Origin of the sequence: Variovorax xiamenensis (genome assembly GCF_050916385.1) — a bacterium.
Lineage (GTDB): Bacteria > Pseudomonadota > Gammaproteobacteria > Burkholderiales > Burkholderiaceae_C > Variovorax.
This window is the reverse complement of the sequence record NZ_CP139038.1, coordinates 1,863,686-1,881,478: the sequence shown is the minus strand read 5'-3', so window position 1 is coordinate 1,881,478 and position 17,793 is coordinate 1,863,686. Positions and strand designations below refer to the sequence as shown.

General features: G+C 69.4%; 18 protein-coding genes. 9 read left to right on the top strand and 9 right to left on the bottom strand.

The features are described 5' to 3' along the window. The first annotated feature begins 26 nt into the window (after positions 1 to 26). Together SFB74_RS08160 and SFB74_RS08155 are read left to right on the top strand one after the other, a co-directional pair. Positions 27 to 563, top strand: coding sequence for a GrpB family protein (locus SFB74_RS08160; protein ID WP_432730280.1), 537 nt, complete (start codon positions 27 to 29; stop codon positions 561 to 563). 54 nt (positions 564 to 617) lie between these two features. Then, complete coding sequence (locus SFB74_RS08155; RefSeq protein WP_432730279.1) at positions 618 to 1,040, top strand: hypothetical protein; 423 nt, start codon at positions 618 to 620, stop codon at positions 1,038 to 1,040. A 9-nt stretch (positions 1,041 to 1,049) separates the two neighbouring features. Here SFB74_RS08155 and SFB74_RS08150 read toward each other — a convergent pair whose 3' ends face one another. The 3 genes from SFB74_RS08150 to SFB74_RS08140 are packed head-to-tail and all read right to left on the bottom strand — an operon-like array spanning position 1,050 to position 6,185. Further along, positions 1,050 to 2,027 (bottom strand): tripartite tricarboxylate transporter substrate-binding protein, encoded by a 978-nt coding sequence (locus SFB74_RS08150; RefSeq protein WP_432730278.1) that lies wholly within the window; start codon positions 2,025 to 2,027, stop codon positions 1,050 to 1,052. A 37-nt stretch (positions 2,028 to 2,064) separates the two neighbouring features. Continuing rightward, positions 2,065 to 3,432, bottom strand: coding sequence for a hypothetical protein (locus SFB74_RS08145; RefSeq protein ID WP_432730277.1), 1,368 nt, complete (start codon positions 3,430 to 3,432; stop codon positions 2,065 to 2,067). After that, the gene (locus SFB74_RS08140; protein WP_432730276.1) at positions 3,429 to 6,185 is read right to left on the bottom strand and encodes a tannase/feruloyl esterase family alpha/beta hydrolase; all 2,757 of its coding nucleotides are present in this window, start codon (positions 6,183 to 6,185) and stop codon (positions 3,429 to 3,431) included. The genes SFB74_RS08145 and SFB74_RS08140 overlap by 4 nt, the downstream gene beginning before the upstream one ends. 121 nt (positions 6,186 to 6,306) lie before the next feature. On the opposite strand from SFB74_RS08140, the gene SFB74_RS08135 reads away from it, so the two are divergent. After that, complete coding sequence (locus SFB74_RS08135; RefSeq protein ID WP_093205326.1) at positions 6,307 to 7,227, top strand: LysR substrate-binding domain-containing protein; 921 nt, start codon at positions 6,307 to 6,309, stop codon at positions 7,225 to 7,227. Next, positions 7,224 to 8,216, top strand: a complete 993-nt coding sequence (locus SFB74_RS08130; RefSeq protein ID WP_432730274.1) for a Bug family tripartite tricarboxylate transporter substrate binding protein — start codon at positions 7,224 to 7,226, stop codon at positions 8,214 to 8,216. Before SFB74_RS08135 ends, SFB74_RS08130 begins: the two co-directional genes overlap by 4 nt. 4 nt (positions 8,217 to 8,220) lie before the next feature. Here SFB74_RS08130 and SFB74_RS08125 read toward each other — a convergent pair whose 3' ends face one another. After that, the gene (locus tag SFB74_RS08125) at positions 8,221 to 8,793 is read right to left on the bottom strand and encodes a putative glycolipid-binding domain-containing protein (RefSeq protein ID WP_432730273.1); all 573 of its coding nucleotides are present in this window, start codon (positions 8,791 to 8,793) and stop codon (positions 8,221 to 8,223) included. Positions 8,794 to 9,073: 280 nt separating this feature from the next. Between SFB74_RS08125 and SFB74_RS08120 the strand changes: the two genes are divergently transcribed. From SFB74_RS08120 to SFB74_RS08110, 3 genes are read left to right on the top strand one after another with little or no spacing between them, the layout of a single operon-like run. Beyond that, the gene (locus SFB74_RS08120; protein WP_432730272.1) at positions 9,074 to 9,691 is read left to right on the top strand and encodes a YiiX family permuted papain-like enzyme; all 618 of its coding nucleotides are present in this window, start codon (positions 9,074 to 9,076) and stop codon (positions 9,689 to 9,691) included. Between the two features lie 52 nt (positions 9,692 to 9,743). Beyond that, entirely contained in the window at positions 9,744 to 10,991 is a 1,248-nt protein-coding gene (gene dinB / locus SFB74_RS08115) for a DNA polymerase IV (RefSeq protein WP_432730271.1), read from the top strand. A gap of 7 nt (positions 10,992 to 10,998) precedes the next feature. Continuing rightward, the gene (locus tag SFB74_RS08110) at positions 10,999 to 11,694 is read left to right on the top strand and encodes a TIGR02117 family protein (RefSeq protein WP_432730270.1); all 696 of its coding nucleotides are present in this window, start codon (positions 10,999 to 11,001) and stop codon (positions 11,692 to 11,694) included. 3 nt (positions 11,695 to 11,697) lie between these two features. On the opposite strand, the gene SFB74_RS08105 is transcribed toward SFB74_RS08110, so the two are convergent. Together SFB74_RS08105 and SFB74_RS08100 are read right to left on the bottom strand one after the other, a co-directional pair. Then, positions 11,698 to 12,225 (bottom strand): hypothetical protein, encoded by a 528-nt coding sequence (locus tag SFB74_RS08105; protein WP_432730269.1) that lies wholly within the window; start codon positions 12,223 to 12,225, stop codon positions 11,698 to 11,700. A gap of 20 nt (positions 12,226 to 12,245) precedes the next feature. Beyond that, the gene (locus SFB74_RS08100; protein WP_432730268.1) at positions 12,246 to 13,295 is read right to left on the bottom strand and encodes a purine-nucleoside phosphorylase; all 1,050 of its coding nucleotides are present in this window, start codon (positions 13,293 to 13,295) and stop codon (positions 12,246 to 12,248) included. Positions 13,296 to 13,433: 138 nt separating this feature from the next. Between SFB74_RS08100 and SFB74_RS08095 the strand changes: the two genes are divergently transcribed. Then, positions 13,434 to 14,675, top strand: a complete 1,242-nt coding sequence (locus SFB74_RS08095; protein ID WP_432730267.1) for a DNA topoisomerase IB — start codon at positions 13,434 to 13,436, stop codon at positions 14,673 to 14,675. Here SFB74_RS08095 and SFB74_RS08090 read toward each other — a convergent pair. Together SFB74_RS08090 and SFB74_RS08085 are read right to left on the bottom strand one after the other, a co-directional pair. Next, entirely contained in the window at positions 14,618 to 15,298 is a 681-nt protein-coding gene (locus SFB74_RS08090; RefSeq protein ID WP_432730266.1) for a hypothetical protein, read from the bottom strand. The two genes, SFB74_RS08095 and SFB74_RS08090, sit on opposite strands and share 58 nt — an antisense overlap. 179 nt (positions 15,299 to 15,477) lie before the next feature. Next, positions 15,478 to 15,657 carry a DUF3606 domain-containing protein gene (locus SFB74_RS08085; RefSeq protein ID WP_432730265.1) on the bottom strand — a complete coding sequence of 60 codons (180 nt, stop codon included), beginning with the start codon at positions 15,655 to 15,657 and terminating at the stop codon, positions 15,478 to 15,480. A gap of 207 nt (positions 15,658 to 15,864) precedes the next feature. Between SFB74_RS08085 and SFB74_RS08080 the strand changes: the two genes are divergently transcribed. Further along, a complete protein-coding gene (locus tag SFB74_RS08080; protein WP_432730264.1) occupies positions 15,865 to 16,281 on the top strand; it encodes a nuclear transport factor 2 family protein in 417 nt (138 codons plus the stop codon). 10 nt (positions 16,282 to 16,291) lie between these two features. Here the strand turns inward: SFB74_RS08080 and SFB74_RS08075 are convergent, their stop codons facing one another. After that, positions 16,292 to 17,791, bottom strand: coding sequence for a class I adenylate-forming enzyme family protein (locus SFB74_RS08075; protein ID WP_432730263.1), 1,500 nt, complete (start codon positions 17,789 to 17,791; stop codon positions 16,292 to 16,294). Positions 17,792 to 17,793: the final 2 nt, after the last annotated feature.

Here is a 17,793-nt window from a genome sequence, read left to right as displayed (position 1 = left end):
GCCACACACAACCGGAGCGAACAACGATGCAGATCGAGGCATTCGACGAAGGACTGGATCACCGCAACATCCTCGCGTACGACCCGGCGTATGCCGAAGTCTTCGCCAAGGTCCGGGAGCATGTGCAGGCGCGGCTGCCGGGCGTGGAGCTGGTGCACATCGGAAGCACCGCCATCGTCGGCCTGCGCGGCAAGCCGATGATCGACGTGGCAGCCATCACCGCCCGCGAAAACCTGCGCGAGGAACAGGCGCAGTTCGAGCGCATCGGCTTCCACCGCCGGCCGGTCTGGGTCGACCGGGACGAGAAGCCGTATGTCTGCGCCTGCGTGCTGCACGGAGGGCGGCGCTTCAACCTCAACATCCACATCTGCCATCGCGGCGATCCGGTCCACAAGGATTCGCTGGCCTTCATGGACATCCTCGGGCGCCGCCCCGACCTGCGCAGGAAATACGAGGAAGCCAAGGACCGCGCCCACGCGGTGGATCCGGCGAATCCCCAGATATACAACCGGAAGAAAGAGGCTGTAATCAGGGAAATCGAAGCGCAGATTCCAAGGGAGTAGCCGGTCCAGTCCCGTCGAGATCCGCGGAGGTCCGATGCACGGAGGTGAATCAACATGCCCGCTGCCATGTTTGCCGCCCTGTTCTTCACGGTGGCGCTGCTCGTCACGACGGCCTACTTCATCATGGGCTCGATCCCGCTGCTGGTGCTCAAGCACGACACGCCGCTGGACGCGCGCTTCGTGCGCGGCTTCTTCAACATCTACTACGTCGCCGCCTTCATCACCGCGAGCGCGACCGCGGTGAGCTTCGCCTCCGCGGGCCGCCCGGGCATCGCGGCCGGCGCCGCGGCGCTGGCACTCATCGCCGTCGTGCTGCGCAAGAAGGTCATTCCGAAGATGGATGCGCTGGGCACGCAGATCCAGTCGAACTACATGGACGCGATCCCGGGGTTCCGCAGAACCCACGTCGTCGCGATCCTGATCAACATTGCCCAGCTGGTGGCGATCGTCTGGACGCTGATCGCCGTGAGCCGGTAGCTGCGGCGCTCAGTCGGCGTAGACGCCCGCCGCCTTGATCACAGGCGTCCACTTCGCGATCTCGTCGATCACGAACTTCTTGTGGCCCGCCGGCTCGACGCGGCCGTCGGTAGCCACCACGGCGCCGAGCTGTTCCTCGCGGTGGATGAAGTCCGGGTCCTTCAGCGCGACCTTGAGCGCGTCGTTGAGCTTCTTCAGCACCGGCGCGGGCGTGCCCTTGGGCGCATACAGGCCGTGCCAGATCGTGACCTGGAAGTTCTTCAGGCCAGCCTCGTCGAGCGTGGGCAGGTCCTTCAGCATCGGCAGCGCGAGCCGCTTCGACGTGGTGACGGCAAACGCCTTCACCTTGCCCGCCTGGATCTGCGGCGTGGTGTTGGTGGTCTGGTCGCACAGCAGGTCGATCTGGCCGCCGATCAGGTCGGTGATGGCCGGCGCGGTGCCCTTGTAGGGCACGGGCGTCATCTCGGTCTTGGTGGCGCTCTGGAACAGCAGGCCGCACAGGTGCGATGCCGAGCCCACACCGGCGTTGCCGAGGTTGATCTTGCCCTTGTTGGCGGCGATCCAGCCGCTCAGTTCCTTGTAGTTGGCGGCCGGAATGGAGGGCTTGGAGATCAGCGTCATCGGCACGTCGTTGACGATGCCCAGGTACTCGAAGTCGGTCTCGACCTTGAAGGGCACGTTGCGCACCAGGCTGGGCACTGTCGCCATCGCGATGTGGTTGAGCAGCAGTGTGTAGCCGTCGGGCGTGGCGCGCGCCACCTTGGCCGCGCCGATGGAGCTGCCGGCGCCGGGCACGTTGTCGATGATGACGGTGCTTCCGCCCAGCGGCTTGCGCAGCGCCTCGGCGAGGTCGCGCGCGACGCGGTCGGTCGGGCCGCCGGCTGCGAAGGGCACGACGATGGTGACGGGCTTGCCGCCCGGGAAGTCCTGCGCGTGGGCAGCGACGGCGGCGGCGGCGATCGCCGCGAGGGCGAACAGTTTCTTCATGAGGTGAGGTCTCCGTGACGTTGGATTGAAAAATGATTCAGGGCACGCGCGACGGCACGCGGCTCTCGAGCGCGGGCGGCTGCCATGCGGGCTGGATGTGGCAGCCGTTCTTGCCGTCGGTGTCGTAGCGCGGCATCAGCGTCTTGCAGCGCTGCGCGAGGCCTTCGGGCGTGGGCTTCTCGCCTTTGTCGATCCAGTCGAGCAGCGCGGCGAAGAGCGCGGGGTATTCCGAATCGCTCAGGTAGCTGTGTTCGCGCTCGCTGCTGAAGCTCTGCACCAGCAGGTTGCCGGTGCCGGCGGCATCGCGGATGCGGCGGTAGGAGTTCTCCAGCTCGACGAAGGCCGTGGGGTCGTCGATGGCGTGCAGGCCCACGGTGGGCAGCGCGGTGCGGCCGGTGGGCTGGCTGTCGGCCGCCAGCGCGCCCTTGGCCTGCGGATCGGCCGCGTAGCGCAGCACGCCGGCATTGAGCGCCGCGTCGTCGGCCGAGCCGCTGTAGACCACGCCGATGTTGCCGAAGGGATTGCGGCCCTCGAGCCGCTTCTGCACCAAGTCCTGGAAGAGCCAGGTCGCCCAGGTGAGATGGCCCAGCAGCGAGCGCTCCTGGATCTTCACGACCGAGAGGATGGTCTTCAGCCGCGCCGCCTGCTCGGGCGTGCGCTGCGCGGCCGGCAGGCCGACGCCGGTGCACTCCTTCACGCGGGCGGCGAGGTCGGCGCGCGTGAGTTTCGAGTCCATGGGCAGGCCCATCCACAGTGGGTACTGCGGCTCGTCAGGACGCGGATGGTTGCGGCAGACGTACTGGTACACCACGCGCAGGTCGAGCCGGAAGTCGTAGGCGCTGTTGCCGCCGCCGAGCACGCCGCTCGTGAGCAGCAGGCCGTCGTAGGGAGACTTCGCCCCGCCGGCCGGCGCGTAGAGCTCCGCCGCCTTTGCCGCCACGCCAGCGCCGTAGCTCTGCCCGTGCAGCAGCGTGCGGTGCGGCTGGCCGAAATGGCGCACGAAGATCTGACGCAGCCGCTCGGTGTCTTCCGCCGCCATGGTCACGCCGTAGCCGCCGCGCCGGTAGGTGGAGGCGGCCCATGCGTAGCCGGCCTTCACGGTGACTGCCCAGCGCTTCAGGTCTTCCTCGCTGCGCTCCAGCTTGGGCGGTCCGGTCTCGGGGCCGCCGTGGGCGTGCATCACGAGAACGCGGCCGGCGTTCTTCGCCCAGTCCTTCGGAATGGCGATCCAGTAGAAGGAGCCCGCGCCATCCCCACCGGTGTAGCAGCGCGCGGCCTCCGGTACCGGCGAGGGGCAGGCGGCGGGCTTCGGGCCTGTGGGTGCGGCCTGGGCGTGCATGCCGGAAGCCGCGCCGATCAGCGCGAAGGCCATGGAAGCCGCAAGGCTGGACAGTCTTTTTTTCAATGACGTACTCCGAGTTCTAGCGCCGCCTTCGCCGCATCGGTGGAGACGAATGCGAGTACGCCGCTGTTGAAGATGAAATTGCCCGCCCGGCCGGCATCGGCCTGCGCCACGCCGAGCACCGGCGTGTCGTAGCTCAGCCCCGCGGCCGCGCCGCCGAGGTTAAGGCCGCTGCCGGCCACCGTGGCATCGTGGTTCTCGCCCTTGACGCTGAGCAGCGCATAGCTGCCGTCGGCCGTGCCGGAGACCAGGCTCTGCTGCAGGCCGAAGAGGCGCATGCCTGCATTGGCGGCCGATTCGCGCACCAGGTGCATCGGCACGGCCGTGCCGCTGACGAGGCCGATCACCATCGAACCGGTGAGCGTGCCGCCGGTGGTCACGGCGCTGCCAGTGGGCGAGGTCGTGAACAGGTCGAAGGCGCCGCGCGTGCCGTTGTAGGTGATGTAGCCCTTCTCGGTCTGCGTGCAGGTGGCGTCGTAGATCATGAAGCCGTTGGCGGGATCGCGGCAGTACTGGAAGGTGCCGGCATTGCGCAGCCGCACCGCCAGTGCCTGCGCCGCCGTGCCGCCCGTGCCCTGCTGTACGCCCACCGCATTGAAGATGTTCGCCACCGGGTTGAACACCGTCGGCGTCGCCGCGTTCTGGAAGGTGTTCTGGAACGCCAGCAGGGGCGCGAAGCCGCCGCCGCTGGGCGCATTCACGCCGCCCGAGAGCACGCCGCCCGCGCCGAAGCTGAACACCGCCCCGCTCTCTCCGCTGCCGTAGCTGCAGTTGCCCTCCGACACCAGCGTGCCGGTGCGCACCGTGCCGGCCGTGCGCTGCAGGCTCGCGTCGATGGTCACGGTGTAGGCCATGGTGGACGGGTCGATCTGCACGCGCAGCTCTTCGCCGAAGCTGTTGCCGCCCTTGTAGCTGGTAACGGCCGCGGGCAGGTTCGGGCAGGCCAGCGGATCGCCGACCTCGGTCACGCAGCTGTAGTTGACGGCCGCGTCCAGGCTGCCGCTGCCGCGGTACTTGGGCCAGGCCGGAAACAGGCACAGCGGGCGCGTGCGGCCGTAGGTGCCGGCCACCGCGTCCACCGCGACGCCGGTGGCGGGAGCGAGGCCGTTCTCCACCCAGCCTTCGAGCGCGGCCAGCGAGTCCCAGTTGGGAATGAAGCTGCCGGTGCCGTGGCCCATGCCGGGCACGGTGTAGAAGCGCACGTTCTGGTCGACCGAGGCCTGGCCCACCGTGGCGATGAGCTGCTTGTAGTAGTCGATGGTCGAGTTCGGGCTGATCACCTCGTCGGCCAGGCCGTGCAGCATGATGAGCCGGCCACCGTGCGCGAAGAAGGGCGCGAGGTTCGGGTTGGTCGCGTCGGTGATGTTCGACACCTCGGTCACCCGCGCGGCGTAGCTGCCCGGGTTCAGCGGATCGAAGGTGAGCGTGTTGAAGTTGGCGTCGCGCGTGACGAAGAACTTCACCCACTGGTCGCCAGTGACGTACATGTTGGCGTCGGCCGACGTGGCGGGGTTGGCCGGCACGTTGCGCGTGCCGAGGTCACGGGTGGTGAAGGGACCCGCCACCAGCGCGCCTTCGAGCAGGTTGTAGCCGCCCGCGCGCTTCACGCCGTTGGCCAGCGAGTAGGTCGTGAAGTCGAGCGGCGACTCGATGGCGTTCACGGTGGCGATCTGCGCGTCCGACAGGCAGGTCTTCGCCGTCTTCGTGCCGCCGGGGCAGCGCAGCGACGCCAGCAGCTGTGTGTTGAGCTGGCGGCAGCTCTCGACGTTGCTCACGATGTTGTCGGCCGCGCCGTCGAGCTTGTCGCAGGCCTGCATCGCGGCCTTCTGCACCATCAGCGTCTCGCTCAGGTCCATCCAGCCGGCGGTGCCGTTGTTGTAGTAGAGCGCGCGGCCCACGGCCACGTTCGACAGCCGCGTACCGGTGTAGTTGAGCGCGGGCTCGTTGGCGATCACGCCGTCGTAGTCGAGCGGCCAGCGCTGGATGTAGCTCAGCGCGTCGCGCCCGCCGGTGGAGGTGCCGAGGAAGTACGCGTGCTTCGGTGCCACGCCGTAGCGCGCGAGCACCAGCGCCTGCGCCACGTCGCGCGTCTTCTTGAGCGAGTTGCCGCCGTAGTTGGCGAGCTGCTCGTCGTTGGCCGCGAACTTGCCGTCGGTGATGCTGCCCGACTGGTGACCCGAGTCGTCGCCGTAGGTGGCGTAGCCCAGCGCGAGCGGCGCGGGCTTGCCGGCGGGGCCGAAGCGGATGACCTCGGTGCCGTCGATCAGCACGCCGTCGAAGCCGCCGCCGCCGAAGTGGATGGTCTTCTGGTTCCACTTCTCCGGCAGGTTGACCGCGAAGTTGATGGACTGCGAACTGGCATCGACCGGCTGGATGGTGCCGCGCACGCGGCAGTAGTCGCCGAGCGTATTGCCGGCGTCGCTCGCGGCAACGGGCGTGGCGCTGGTGACGGTGGCGCCCTGCGTGGGCAGGCTGATCAGCGAGGCGGGCAGGCTCTTGCCGTTGAGGTCGGCGCAGGACACGGCCGGCTGCACGGGCGGAGGCGGCGGGTTGTCCGGCGGATCGTCCGCGGGCGGGTTGGTGGCGGGCGGATTGTTGCCGCCGCTGGCGGGCGGGGTGGTCGGCAGGAAGCTGAAGCCGCCTCCTCCACCTCCACCTCCGCCGCCACCGCAGGCAGCAAGGATCAGCGAGACCAGCGAAAGGCCGACCGCGTGGCGGACGGCACGAAGCGTCGAGGCAGGGCGCGTTGTGCGCATGGGTTTGTCTCCGGCATGCGGCCTCGTTGGGCCGCTTGTTCTTGAATGGGCGGCCGGAAGATAGATTCGGTGTGACTTAGGGTCAAATAAAATAACAAGGCACTTTTCATACAAAAAACATATGGACATACGGGCACTGCGCTACTTCGCCGCCGTTGCGGAGACCGGCCACATGACGCGCGCGGCCGAGCAACTGGGCATCCAGCAGCCGCCGCTGAGCCTGCAAATCAAGGCGCTCGAACGCGAGCTGGGCGTGCTGCTGTTCCGCCGCCATCCGCGCGGCGTGGCGCTCACCGACGCGGGCCGGCTGTTCCAGGCCGAGGCGCTGCGCATGCTGCAGGACATGGAGGCCATGAAGCAGCGCATGACGCGCGTGGCCAAGGGGCAGTCCGGCACGCTCGCGGTGGGCTTCACCAGTTCGGCCGCGGCGCACCGATTCATGCCCGAGGCGCTGCGCGAGTTCCGCCGCGAATACCCTGAAGTGGAGCTGCAGCTGCGCGAGGACAACGCGGCCGAGCTCACCGAGGCGCTGGCCGCGGGCCGCCTGCACTGCGGCCTGCTGCGCGTGCCGGTGGCGCGGCCCGAGGGGCTGCTGTTCGAGACGCTGCTGCGCGAACCGGTGCTGGTCGCCATGCCCAGCGACCACCGCCTTGCCCTCGGCCGCGACAAGGACTCGCGCCCGCTGCCGCTCGCCAAGCTCTGCGAGGAAGGCATCATCCTCGTGCGGCGCCCGGGCGCGCCCGGCCTCTATGCGGACCTGCTCGCGCTGTGCCACGCCAAGGGACTGCGCCCGCGCGTGGTGGCCGAAGTCGATCGAATGATGACCAACCTGAATCTCGTGGCCGCAGGTGTCGGCCTCTCGGTGGTGCCGGCCTCGATGCACGGCGTACACGCACACGCCATCGCCTACGCGCGACTGGCCGACGGCGGCCAGCTCGACGCGCCGCTCACGCTGGTGTCGCGCGCCGAGGAAGACAACCTGCCCGCGCTGAACTTCGCCGCGATGCTGCGCCGGCTGGCGCTGGAGAACCCGGGCTCATGAACCGGCTTCGCCGCCGACTGCTGCAGGGCACGGGCACGCTGCTCGCGGCCGCCTGTGCGCTGCCACGCGTGCTGCATGCCGCGCCGCTGCAATGGCCGAACAAGCCGGTGCGCCTGATCGTGGTCTACCCGCCCGGCGGTGTCAGCGACGGCATGGCGCGCGTGCTGGCCGAGCCGCTCGCACGTTCGCTCGGCGTGCCGGTGCTCATCGAGAACCGCCCCGGCGCGGGCGGCAGCCTCGGCATGGACGCGCTCGCGCGCTCCACGCCCGACGGCAGCACGCTGGCCTTCTCGGCCATCAGCCCGCTCACGCTTCACCCGCTGCTGGCGCGCGTTCCTTACGACCCGATGCGCGCCTTCGTGCCCGTGGCCAGCGTGATGCGCACGCCGGTGCTGGTGGTAGGCACGCCGGCTTTCGCGGGACGCGGATTCGGCGAGCTGATCGCGCAGGCGCGCAGGCAGCCGGGCGCGGTGCGCTGGGCGACATCGGGCGTGGCCACCATCGGCCACCTTGTGCTGGCGCAGGTGCGCGTGCAAAGCGGCACCGACATCACGCACATCCCCTACCAGGGCGGCGGCCCACAGCTCAACGATGCGCTGAGCGGCCAGTTCGAGGTGCTCTCCACCAACGTCGCCGCGCAGCAGCTGCAGTACATCGAGGGCGGCCGCTTCCAGGCGCTGGCGGTGGGCGCGCCCGCGCGCATCGAGGCACTGCCCGCAGTGCCCACGCTGGCGGAGCTGGGTTTCGAGACGGCGAACCGCGACTCGCTCTTCGGCATCTTCGCGCCGGCACGCACGCCGGGTGCCGTGGTGCAGATGCTCAACGCGGAGATCAACCGGGTGCTGGAAAGCGATGCGGTGCGCTCGCGACTGCGTGCGGCCTATAACCTGCCGGCAGGCGGCGGCACCGAGGCCTTCGCGCACGAGATCGCGCTGGACAGGCGGCGCAACCGGGAACTGGTCGCGGGCGACCGCTCGCAGTTCGACTGAACGGCTACTTCTCGGCGACCCAGAGCCGCGGGTAGTCGAGCACGAAGCTGTCTTCCGTCACGCGCAGCGTCTCCGCATAGTCGAAGCGCTTGGCCTCGTAGGCGTATTCGGTGTCGCTGCGCCGTTCGTAGCGCTGCATCAGCTCGCTGAGCACGCCGCCGCCATCGATGTCGACCCATGCGGCCGGCGCGTCGGCGCCCTCGCCCTTGGCCAGGCTGAGGCGACGCAGCTGCAGCAGGTTGGTGGCGGGCGTGAAGCCCAGGTCGAGGTCGATGCAGTGAGACAGGTCGGGCACGGGCTCGTCGTTGAGCTTCCAGTGGCCGCGCGCGTCGCGGGCTATCGACAGGTCGACCGCCGAGTCGCCGAGCCAGCCGCGCACCGTGCCCCACTGGGTGTGCCACAGCAGGTCGCAGCGCACGCGGTAGTGCAGCTGGCCGGTGCGGCCGTCTTCCAGGCGGAACACGGCGGCTCCGTCGAGTTGCCAGGCCGAGGCATTGCGTTCGAGGCGGCAGGCATCGTGGCCCGGAACATCGAGCCTGCGCCAGAGGATGGAGGCGACCGTTTGCATGGCGCGCATGATGGCACCGGCATGCTGCGGCGCGCAAGCAATGACCCGCCGTCCCGCAGGTGCCAGTCGGGTTCGGGGGAGACGATTTCCCCGCATGACGCCTCCGGCAGACATCCCTCCCCCTGTGAACTCCTTGGAAGCGTACGACCCGCCCGCGCCCGCCGAACCGATGAACCACGAGGCGGCGGAATGCCCGATGCGCGAGATGGAGCCACCCGGCACGAGTGACAGTGCCTTGCCTCCAGAGGAGAGATGGCTGGCCGCGCAGCGTGCCCCACAATCCGCGTTCATGACCTTCAAGCTACCTGCGGCCATCGCGCTTGCACTGCCTGTTCTCCTGACGAGCACCGCCCATGCCTCGACGGAACTGAAGGACGGAGACATCATCTTCCACACCTCGCGCTCGGCGCAGAGCATCGCGGTGCAGCGCGCGACCGGCTCGCGCTACAGCCACATGGGCATCGTGCTGATGCGCAACGGCAAGCCCCATGTGTTCGAGGCCGTGTTCACGGTGCGCTACACGCCGCTCGCGCAATGGACGGCGCGCGGCAACGGTGGGCATTACGTGGTGAAGCGGCTGCGCAACGCCGACACCCTGCTCACGCCGGGCGCGATCGCGAAGCTGCGCGCCGGCACATCCGACTTCGAGGGCCGGCCCTACGACCTGACCTTCGAGTGGTCGGACAAGCGCATCTACTGCTCCGAGCTCGTGTGGAAGCTCTACCAGCGCGCGCTGGGCGTGCGCATCGGCGAGCTGCAGAAGATCCGCGAGTTCAACCTCACCGACCCGGCCGTGCGCGCGAAGATGCGCGAGCGCTACGGCGACAAGGTCCCGATGGACGAGCCGGTGATTTCCCCCGTGGCGATGTTCGAATCGCCCCTTTTGGTGACGGTGGACACGCGCTGATCGAATCGCCCCCGGCGCACACGTGGCGCCCAGCCGCGAGACAATTGTTTCCGTGAGCTCCCAGACCCCACCGGCACAGCCGATCCGCCGCATCGCGCACCTCGACATGGACGCCTTCTACGCATCCGTCGAGCTGCTTCGCTATCCGCAGCTCAAGGGCTTGCCGGTGGTGATCGGCGGCGGACGGCGGCGCGTGGACGAGGCCATCCGCAACCTGCCCGAGGGCGGCACGCTGGCCGACATTCCGGTCGATTCGTTCCCGCTGCTGAAGGACTACACCGGCCGCGGCGTGATCACCACCGCCACCTACCCCGCGCGACAGTTCGGCGTGGGTTCGGCGATGGGGCTCATGAAGGCGGCCAAGCTGTGCCCGCAGGCCATCATCCTGCCGGTGGACTTCGACGAGTACCGGCGCTACTCGCGCACCTTCAAGAAGATCATCCTGGAGGTCGCGCCGCTCATGGAAGACCGGGGCGTGGACGAGGTGTACATCGACTTCACCGACGTGCCCGGCGGGCAGCGCGACGGCGGGCGCTCGCTGGCTCGGCTGCTGCAGAAGGCCATCCTCGACGCCACCGGCCTGACCTGCTCGATCGGCGTGGCGCCCAACAAGCTCATCGCCAAGATGGCGAGCGAGTTCAACAAGCCTAACGGCATCTCGGTCGTCTACGAGGACGACCTGGAAAAGCTCATCTGGCCCCTGCCCTGTCGCAAGGTGAACGGCATAGGCCCCAAGGCCGACGAGAAGCTCAAGCGCTTCGGCATCGAGACCGTGGGCCAGCTCGCGGCGCGCGACCGAGACTGGCTCGTCGCCAACTTCGGCAAGGCCACCGGCGCATGGATGCACGAGGTCTCGTGGGGCCGCGACAGCCGGCCGGTGGTCACCGAGAGCGAGCCCGTGTCGATGAGCCGCGAGACCACCTTCGACCGCGACCTGCACGCGGTGCGCGACCGCGCCGAGCTCGGCGCGATCTTCACCAAGCTGTGCGAGCAGCTGGCCGCCGACCTGCAGCGCAAGGGCTACGTGGGCAAGACCATCGGCATCAAGCTGCGCTACGACGACTTCAAGATCGCCACGCGCGACCAGACCATCGACCGCTTCACCGACGACGCGAAGACCATCCGCCACACCGGCGGCCTGTGCCTGAAGCGCGTGCCGCTGGAACGCCCGCTGCGCCTCCTGGGCGTGCGCGTGGGCGCGCTGGCCAAGGCCGGCAGCCCCGAGGCGCTGGCGCCCGCCGGCTCCGGCACGCACCGTGCGGCGGCCGAACCGGTGGCCACCACCGCTTCGCTCTTCTGAGCACGCGATGGTCCGACGCTGGCTGCGCCGCATCGCCTTCACGCTGCTGGGCTTCGTCGCGCTGGTGGGCCTGTACGTGGCGACGGCCTGCGCGCTCGTGTTCTGGCCCGCCAATCCCGAGCCACAGCAAAGCGCCAGGGCCGAGGTGCAGGCCTGGGTCCTGAGCAACGGCGTGCATACCGACTACGTGTTCCCGATACGTTCGGCCACCATCGACTGGCTGCAGCTCTTTCCGCTGAAGGACTTCAGGGCGCCGCCACCCGACGCGGAGTTCGTCGCCATCGGCTGGGGCGACCGCGAGTTCTACCTGAACACCCCCACCTGGGCCGACCTGACGGCATCGCGCGCCTTCGGAGCCCTGGCCGGTGGCAACCGCGCGCTGCTGCATGTGAGCTACCTGCGCCGCAACCAGCTCGGCCAAGGCGCATTCGCGCTGCCGCTCACGCAGGCGCAGTACGCGCAGCTCGCGGACTACGTGCGCGCCGCGCTGCCCGCCGGCCGGGCAACTGCCATCGCTGGCGCTCACTACGACAGCCAGGACGCCTTCTACGAAGCCGAAGGCGGCTACAACCTCTTCGAGACCTGCAACACCTGGACCGGCCGAGGCCTGCGGCGCGCAGGCGTCACCATGAGCCGCTGGACGCCCTTCGACTTCACGGTGACGTGGCACCTGAAGCCGGCGCGGCCCGGCGTGATCCGGTAGAAGTCAGTAGAGGTGCGGCTCCTCGCTGAGCACACGCACCGGCGGTGCGCTCGCGAAGATATCGAGCGCATGCGTGCGGTCCACGCACATCAGGTTGGTCACGCGCCGTTCCCAAGCCCAGTAATCCCAGCCGTTGGCGCGCCGATGCGTCACCACACGCAACCACTGGCCGGGTCGCAGAACGCCCAGCGGTTGCGGCTGGCCTGTATGCCGCACCGCGCCGCCGTGCCACCAGTCGATGGCCATGCCGCCCGGCTGCGCGTGCCATTCATAACCCTGCTCGCGCAGCTGCTGCGCATTCCATGACTTCCAGGCAGGCGCGGCAGCAGCCCGGTTCACGATGGCCTCGCCGTCAGGACGCAGCACGATCTCCTGCCACAACACACCGCCCGCGACGGAAGGTTGTTGCAGGCAAGCCTCGAGCCCCGTGAGGGGGTGGCGCATCGCTGCCTGGTTGCGCAGCCTGCCTTGTTCCGCCTCGCGTCCGGCCTTCGTCCAGAGGCAGCGGATGCTCTGCACGGCCAGCCACATGACGGAGTCGTCCCGGTCGCTCAGGGCTTGGGCACGCCGCCCGACCACTTCGACCAGTTCGCGACGATGTGATCCACCACGCGCGAGCCCACCAGCTCGATGTTCTCCACTGTCTCGGCGAAGCCGCCTGCCGTCTCGCCCGGCGCGGGGTCGAGGTGCTGCAGCGTGGTTTCCTTCGGGTTGCCCTGGTCGAAGTTGACTGCGCCGCGCAGGCTCATCACGCGGTCGGTGCCGTGGGTGCGCTTGATGACCAGGGTGATGGCGGCGGCCTCCATCTCGGTGATGACGTAGTCGTCGGCGCCGTAGAGCTTGGCGATGTACTGCGCCTGCTTCGACATGCCGGGGCCGTGGAAGAAGGTGTCGCCGGTCATGTGCGTGCCGGTGCCGACGAAGGGGGCGCGGCGCGCCGCGGCGTCGGGGTAGCGCAGGCGGTACTTGCGGGCCGAGTCGGAGTCCTTCAGCGGCGTGTCGGCCGAGAGCTTCATGGCCCAGCCCACGAGGTCGGGGTTGAGCTTGAAGCGGCGGTATTCCTCGTAGCCCTTGCGCGGCATGAAGGTGGGCTCGCCGGGCTTGTTTTCCTCGGGCGCCCAGCGGTGGCCGAGGTCGTAGTCGACCAGCCAGGTGGCCCAGCTCACCTCGCCGATGGTGCCGCGCGAAGGCGGCGTGCCGGCCACGCCCGAGATGACGTAATAGCTCTGCGAGAAGTCGAACTGCGGGTTCAGCAGGATGGCCTGCATCGACGACGACGAGTTCACCTTGCCCATGCCGAGCACCGAGCCGCACACGCCGTCGGCGTTGCAGTACACGGGCTGCAGCGCGCCCGGCACGGCGATGGGCTTGGCGTCCTTCCAGTAGCGCTCGTACCAGTGCTGGAACTCGCCGGCGCGGTCGCCGGTGTTCTTGCCGATCTCGAACATGGCTGCGACGAAGACCTTGACCTTCACCGGCGCGGCCGGGGCCTGCGTCGAGGCAGTCGTGGTGGACGTGGAGGCGCAGGCCGTGAAGAGCAGCGCCGCGGCGGGCACGGCCAGCCAGCGGACGGCGAGAAGGGAAGGCTTGAAAGAACTCATTCTGGAACCCGGTGAGAAAGAAAAAAACGGCAGGGCCGGCGGCACAAGCGCGCCCGGCGCACCGCCGGCGCCTGCGGCGTCCTACAACCGGCGATTGTCGGTGCTGGCAAAAGCGCGGTGTACCACCACGCAAGCCCCATGCCGGCCTCTTCCCCTCCTTCCTCTTCGCCCTCACCCGCCAAGCCTCCATCCAGGCCGACGCCCATCTCCAACGGCCTGGTCTACGTGAACCCCGACATGCCCGGCATCCGCCGCCTGAAGCACGGCGAGCGCTTCCGCTACCGCGATGCCCGCGGCAGGTGGGTGCGCGACACGGACGAGCTCTCGCGCATCCGCATGCTGGCCATTCCGCCGGCCTACACGCAGGTGTGGATCTGCCCGCTGCCCAACGGCCACCTGCAGGCCACCGGCATCGACGCGCGCGGGCGCAAGCAGTACCGCTACCACGCCGACTGGCGCTCGATGCAGGACGAGACCAAGTTCGAACGCCTCGAGGCCTTCGCGCTCGCGCTGCCGGGCATCCGCGCCCGCGTGGCGCGCGACCTGCAACTGCCTCCGGGCAGCAAGGCGCCGGGCCGTGCCCAGGTGCTCGCGGCGCTGGTGCGGCTGCTCGACACCACGCTGCTGCGCGTGGGCAACGAGGAATACGCGAGCAGCAACGGCTCCTTCGGCCTCACCACGCTGCGCAACCGGCACGCGGCCGTGAAGGGCCAGGCGCTCAGGCTGCGCTTCCGCGGCAAGAGCGGCGTGATGCACGAAGCGCAGCTCGACGATCCGCGCGTGGCGAAGGTGGTGCGGCAATGCCAGCAGCTGCCGGGGCAGGCGCTCTTCCAGTACGTCGATGCCGGCGACGAAAGCAACGATGAAAAAAGCGAACTGCGCGGCGTCTCGTCCACCGACGTGAACGACTACCTGGCCGAAGCCGCCGGCGGCGAGCACTTCACCGCAAAGGACTTCCGGACCTGGCACGGCACAGTACAGGCGCTGGAACTCACCCGGCTGGCCTGCGAACCCGGCCGCACCGCCGCCGACGGCAGCCGCTACAGCGCCAAGGACATCCTGGGCGCCGTGGCGAAGCAGCTGGGCAACACGCCGGCGGTCTGCAGGAAGGCCTACGTGCACCCGGCCGTGCTGGCGCTGGGCAGCGCGCTGTCGGACGGCGACGAGGCCACCGCCGCGCTGTTCGAGAAGATCGGCGGCAGCCGCACCGCGAGGCCCTCGCGCGGGCTGTATGCGGCGGAACGCCGGCTGCTGTCATTCCTGAAGGCGCACCGGCGCGAGCAGCGACGCACCGCCACGGCCGCCGGCAGAAAGGGAAAGACTCAGGTCCGCGTGGCGAGCACCAGGCGCACGCTGGCGGCGTCGAGCGCCACCGCGTAGCCCAGGTCTTCCGCGAGGTTCTGCAGCGCCACGGCGTCGATGGCCAGCGCGCGCGGCGCGCGGTGCGCGTCGAGCACGGCCTCGGTGGCTCCCGGCTCGCGCGGCAGTGCCGTAAGGCGCAGCGCGTTCGCGCCGTCGGCCTCGATGCGGATGGTCCCGGCCTCGTCCGCGCCGTCGTGCAGATAACCCATCGCGCCCAGGAACAGGTAGCGCAGGGCCGCGGCAGCGGGCCAGCGGTGTTCGTCGTCGGACGGCGTCAGCGAGGCGTCGGTTTCGAGCACCACGCCGTGCAGGTCGAAGGCGGCGCGCATCAGTGTCACGCATTGGGCCACCAGCGCACTGCGGGTGATGCCGTCGTCGACAGTGGCGAGCTCCCAGTCGCGCAGCGAGCGGATGGCCTCCACCAGTTCGGAGACCTGGCTGTCGATCAGCCCCACCCGCTCCTCGCAGGCCGCGGTGTCGACAGTGGCTGCGCCGATCTGCCGCTTGAGCATCAGCAGCGCCATGCGGATCACCGAGACCGGGGCCGCCATGTCGTGGCGCAGGGCGGGCAATGCGCGGGTGAGAAGTTCATGGCGCACGCCGGCGGCGATCCAACTGCGCGCGCTGGGGGAGGATTTCATCGGCAGGCGGCCACGGGCTTCGGGTTCATCATCGGCAGGATCAAGAGCAGCTTGTCTCCAGAAACGTTCTGGTAACAAGTATGAAGTATCCCGCCCGCCCCTAGGTGTAGGAGGGTGCCTACCGTGACGCCCCTACCAGCCGCCCCCTCCGCCCTTCCGCCCGGCCGCGGCCGGCCCGCTCAGGGCTTGCCGAGGTAGGCGCGCACGTCCTTCACTTCGACGCCCGCCGCGGCAATCGCCGAGCGAAGCTTCGCCTCGGTCACGCCCAGCGTCTGGGTCCAGTAGCGCATCTCGTGCGCCTCGTTCACGTTGATGCGGGCGGCATCCTGCGGCCCGCGCTTGTTCAGGTCATCGGCCATGGTGTGATTTCCTTGCTGTTTACATTTGCACAGGGCTTCACCATGCGGCGCCCGTCCTGCCCGGGCTGGAGGACTTCGGCGCGCCCGCTTGCAGGAGAAGTCTGTCCACGGCGCCGTGCGGGGTTGGAGATGTCCGGAAGCGGCGCGCCGCCGGTCCTGCCCGCCCCTACCTTCGGTTCACGCCAACCAACTGCCGCCCCGCACCAGATGACCCCGGAACAGAACAAGCAAGCCGTCACCAATGCCTGGAAAGCCTTCGCAAGCCGCGACCGGCAGCGCATCGAGGCCGCCTTCACCGCCGACGCCGAATGGCTCGCGCCGCGAGGCAACGCCACGGCCGTGGCGCTCGAAGTGCCCGACCACATGATCGGCCCGGCCGCCATCGCGCGCTTCCTGGTCGATGACTTTCCGCGGCTCTTCGTCGCCGACGTCTCGGTGAGCTTCTCGCACCTGCACTGCGACGGCGACACCGTGATCCTGGAAGAGCGCATGCAAGCGACGCTCTCCAGCGGAAGGCACTACGACAACGAGTACTGCCTCGTCTTCGAGCTGCGCGAAGGCCGCATCGCCCGCGTGCGCGAGTACATGGACACGCGCAAGGGCCACGCAGCCATCTTCGGCTGAACCCGTTCGCTCAGCCCACAGCCGCGACGCAGCGCGCCTTCAGCTCCCGCTTGAGCAGCTTGCCGTTGGCCGTGGTGGGCATCGCGTCGATCAGCTCGATGCGCGCCGGGCGCTTGTAGGGCGACAGGTTCTCGGCCAGATGCGCGCGCAGCGCCGTCTCGTCGAGCACCGCGCCCGCCTTCAGCTCGATGAAGGCGACCACCTGCTCATTGCCGTCGGCCTCGGGCACGCCGATCACCGCGCACAGGTGCACTCCCTCGAAGCGGCCGATGACCGCTTCGATCTCCGCCGGGTACACGTTGAAGCCCGAGCGGATGATCATTTCCTTGAGCCGGCCCACCACGAAGAGCGCGCCGTCGTCGCCGAAGCGCCCGAGGTCGCCGGAGGCGTACCACCCGCCGGGCCGCATCACCTGCGCGGTGGCCGCGGCGTCGCGGAAGTAGCCGAGCATGAGTCCGGGGCCGCGCAGCCAGATCTCGCCGGTGTCGCCCGGCGCCACGTCGTTGCCGTCGGTGCCCACGATGCGGGCCTCGCCGCCCTCCACCGCGTGGCCCGCCGAGGTGTCGGCGCGTGGCGACTCGGTTCGCGTGAGAAACACCGAGCCCGCGTACTCCGACAGCCCGTAGCCATAGTGCAGCGGCTGGCCGAAGAGCCCCTCCACGCGCTGCTTGAGCGCCGGATCGAGCGGCGCCGAGCCGGTGTAGACATAGCGCAGCTGCGGAAAGCGCGGCGCGGCGCCTTCGGCCTCGATGTGGGCCAGCAGGCGCGCATACATCGTCGGCGGGCCGAGCAGGTTCGACACCTGCTCGTTCGCCAGCGCCTGCAGCACGTCGGCGGGCGAGAAGCTTCCGCGCAGCACCAGCGCCGCGCCGCCGGTGAGCGCTGCCATCAGCACCGTGCCGATGCCGAAGATGTGCGTCATCGGCAGGAAGGCATAGACGCGGTCGTGCTCGCCCAGCGCCCGCACCCGCGCCGACACGCGCCCGAAATGCAGCAGGCCGCGGTGCGACACCATCACGCCCTTGGGCGTGCCCGAGGTGCCGGAGGTGAAGATGATGGCGGCCGTGTCGGCCAGCGCCGGGTCGAGCTCCGTGCGCGCGTCCTCGCGGGCGGCCGAGCGCATCACGCCTGCAAGCGAAGACGGCTCAGCACCTGCCCTCTGCGCGTGCCTTGCAGCAGCCTCCGACGCTCCGGTGAAGCAGCAAAGCCGCGCATCCGCGCGCTCGGCGATGGCAGCGATCTCGCCCGGCGACATGCGCGCATTCACGCCGCACGACCACGCACCCACGCGGCTGCAGGCCATGAGCAGCGCGATGTGCGCGGCGCAGTTCTCGGCCACCAGCAGCACGCGGTCGGTGGGCCGCACGCCGGCCGCGAGCAGGTCCTGCGCGGCGACGTCGACCATGGCCTGAAGCTGCGCGTAGGTCGTGGTGTTTGCGGGCTCGAAGAGAAAGACCGCATCCGGCGTTCGCTCCGCGCGTTCCTCCAGCAATTGATGGATCCGCTGCATCG

Excerpts from the sequence above, each read along its gene's own strand:
- SFB74_RS08120 (WP_432730272.1), top strand. The coding sequence starts at position 9,074 with ATGACCTTCAAGCTACCTGCGGCCATCGCGCTTGCACTGCCTGTTCTC.
- SFB74_RS08135 (WP_093205326.1), top strand. The coding sequence starts at position 6,307 with ATGGACATACGGGCACTGCGCTACTTCGCCGCCGTTGCGGAGACCGGC.
- SFB74_RS08125 (WP_432730273.1), bottom strand. The coding sequence starts at position 8,793 with ATGCGCGCCATGCAAACGGTCGCCTCCATCCTCTGGCGCAGGCTCGAT.
- SFB74_RS08085 (WP_432730265.1), bottom strand. The coding sequence starts at position 15,657 with ATGGCCGATGACCTGAACAAGCGCGGGCCGCAGGATGCCGCCCGCATC.
- SFB74_RS08155 (WP_432730279.1), top strand. The coding sequence starts at position 618 with ATGCCCGCTGCCATGTTTGCCGCCCTGTTCTTCACGGTGGCGCTGCTC.
- SFB74_RS08080 (WP_432730264.1), top strand. The coding sequence starts at position 15,865 with ATGACCCCGGAACAGAACAAGCAAGCCGTCACCAATGCCTGGAAAGCC.
- SFB74_RS08075 (WP_432730263.1), bottom strand. The coding sequence starts at position 17,791 with ATGCAGCGGATCCATCAATTGCTGGAGGAACGCGCGGAGCGAACGCCG.
- SFB74_RS08090 (WP_432730266.1), bottom strand. The coding sequence starts at position 15,298 with ATGAAATCCTCCCCCAGCGCGCGCAGTTGGATCGCCGCCGGCGTGCGC.
- SFB74_RS08150 (WP_432730278.1), bottom strand. The coding sequence starts at position 2,027 with ATGAAGAAACTGTTCGCCCTCGCGGCGATCGCCGCCGCCGCCGTCGCT.
- SFB74_RS08130 (WP_432730274.1), top strand. The coding sequence starts at position 7,224 with ATGAACCGGCTTCGCCGCCGACTGCTGCAGGGCACGGGCACGCTGCTC.
- SFB74_RS08160 (WP_432730280.1), top strand. The coding sequence starts at position 27 with ATGCAGATCGAGGCATTCGACGAAGGACTGGATCACCGCAACATCCTC.
- SFB74_RS08105 (WP_432730269.1), bottom strand. The coding sequence starts at position 12,225 with ATGTGGCTGGCCGTGCAGAGCATCCGCTGCCTCTGGACGAAGGCCGGA.
- SFB74_RS08095 (WP_432730267.1), top strand. The coding sequence starts at position 13,434 with ATGCCGGCCTCTTCCCCTCCTTCCTCTTCGCCCTCACCCGCCAAGCCT.
- SFB74_RS08140 (WP_432730276.1), bottom strand. The coding sequence starts at position 6,185 with ATGCGCACAACGCGCCCTGCCTCGACGCTTCGTGCCGTCCGCCACGCG.
- SFB74_RS08110 (WP_432730270.1), top strand. The coding sequence starts at position 10,999 with ATGGTCCGACGCTGGCTGCGCCGCATCGCCTTCACGCTGCTGGGCTTC.
- SFB74_RS08100 (WP_432730268.1), bottom strand. The coding sequence starts at position 13,295 with ATGAGTTCTTTCAAGCCTTCCCTTCTCGCCGTCCGCTGGCTGGCCGTG.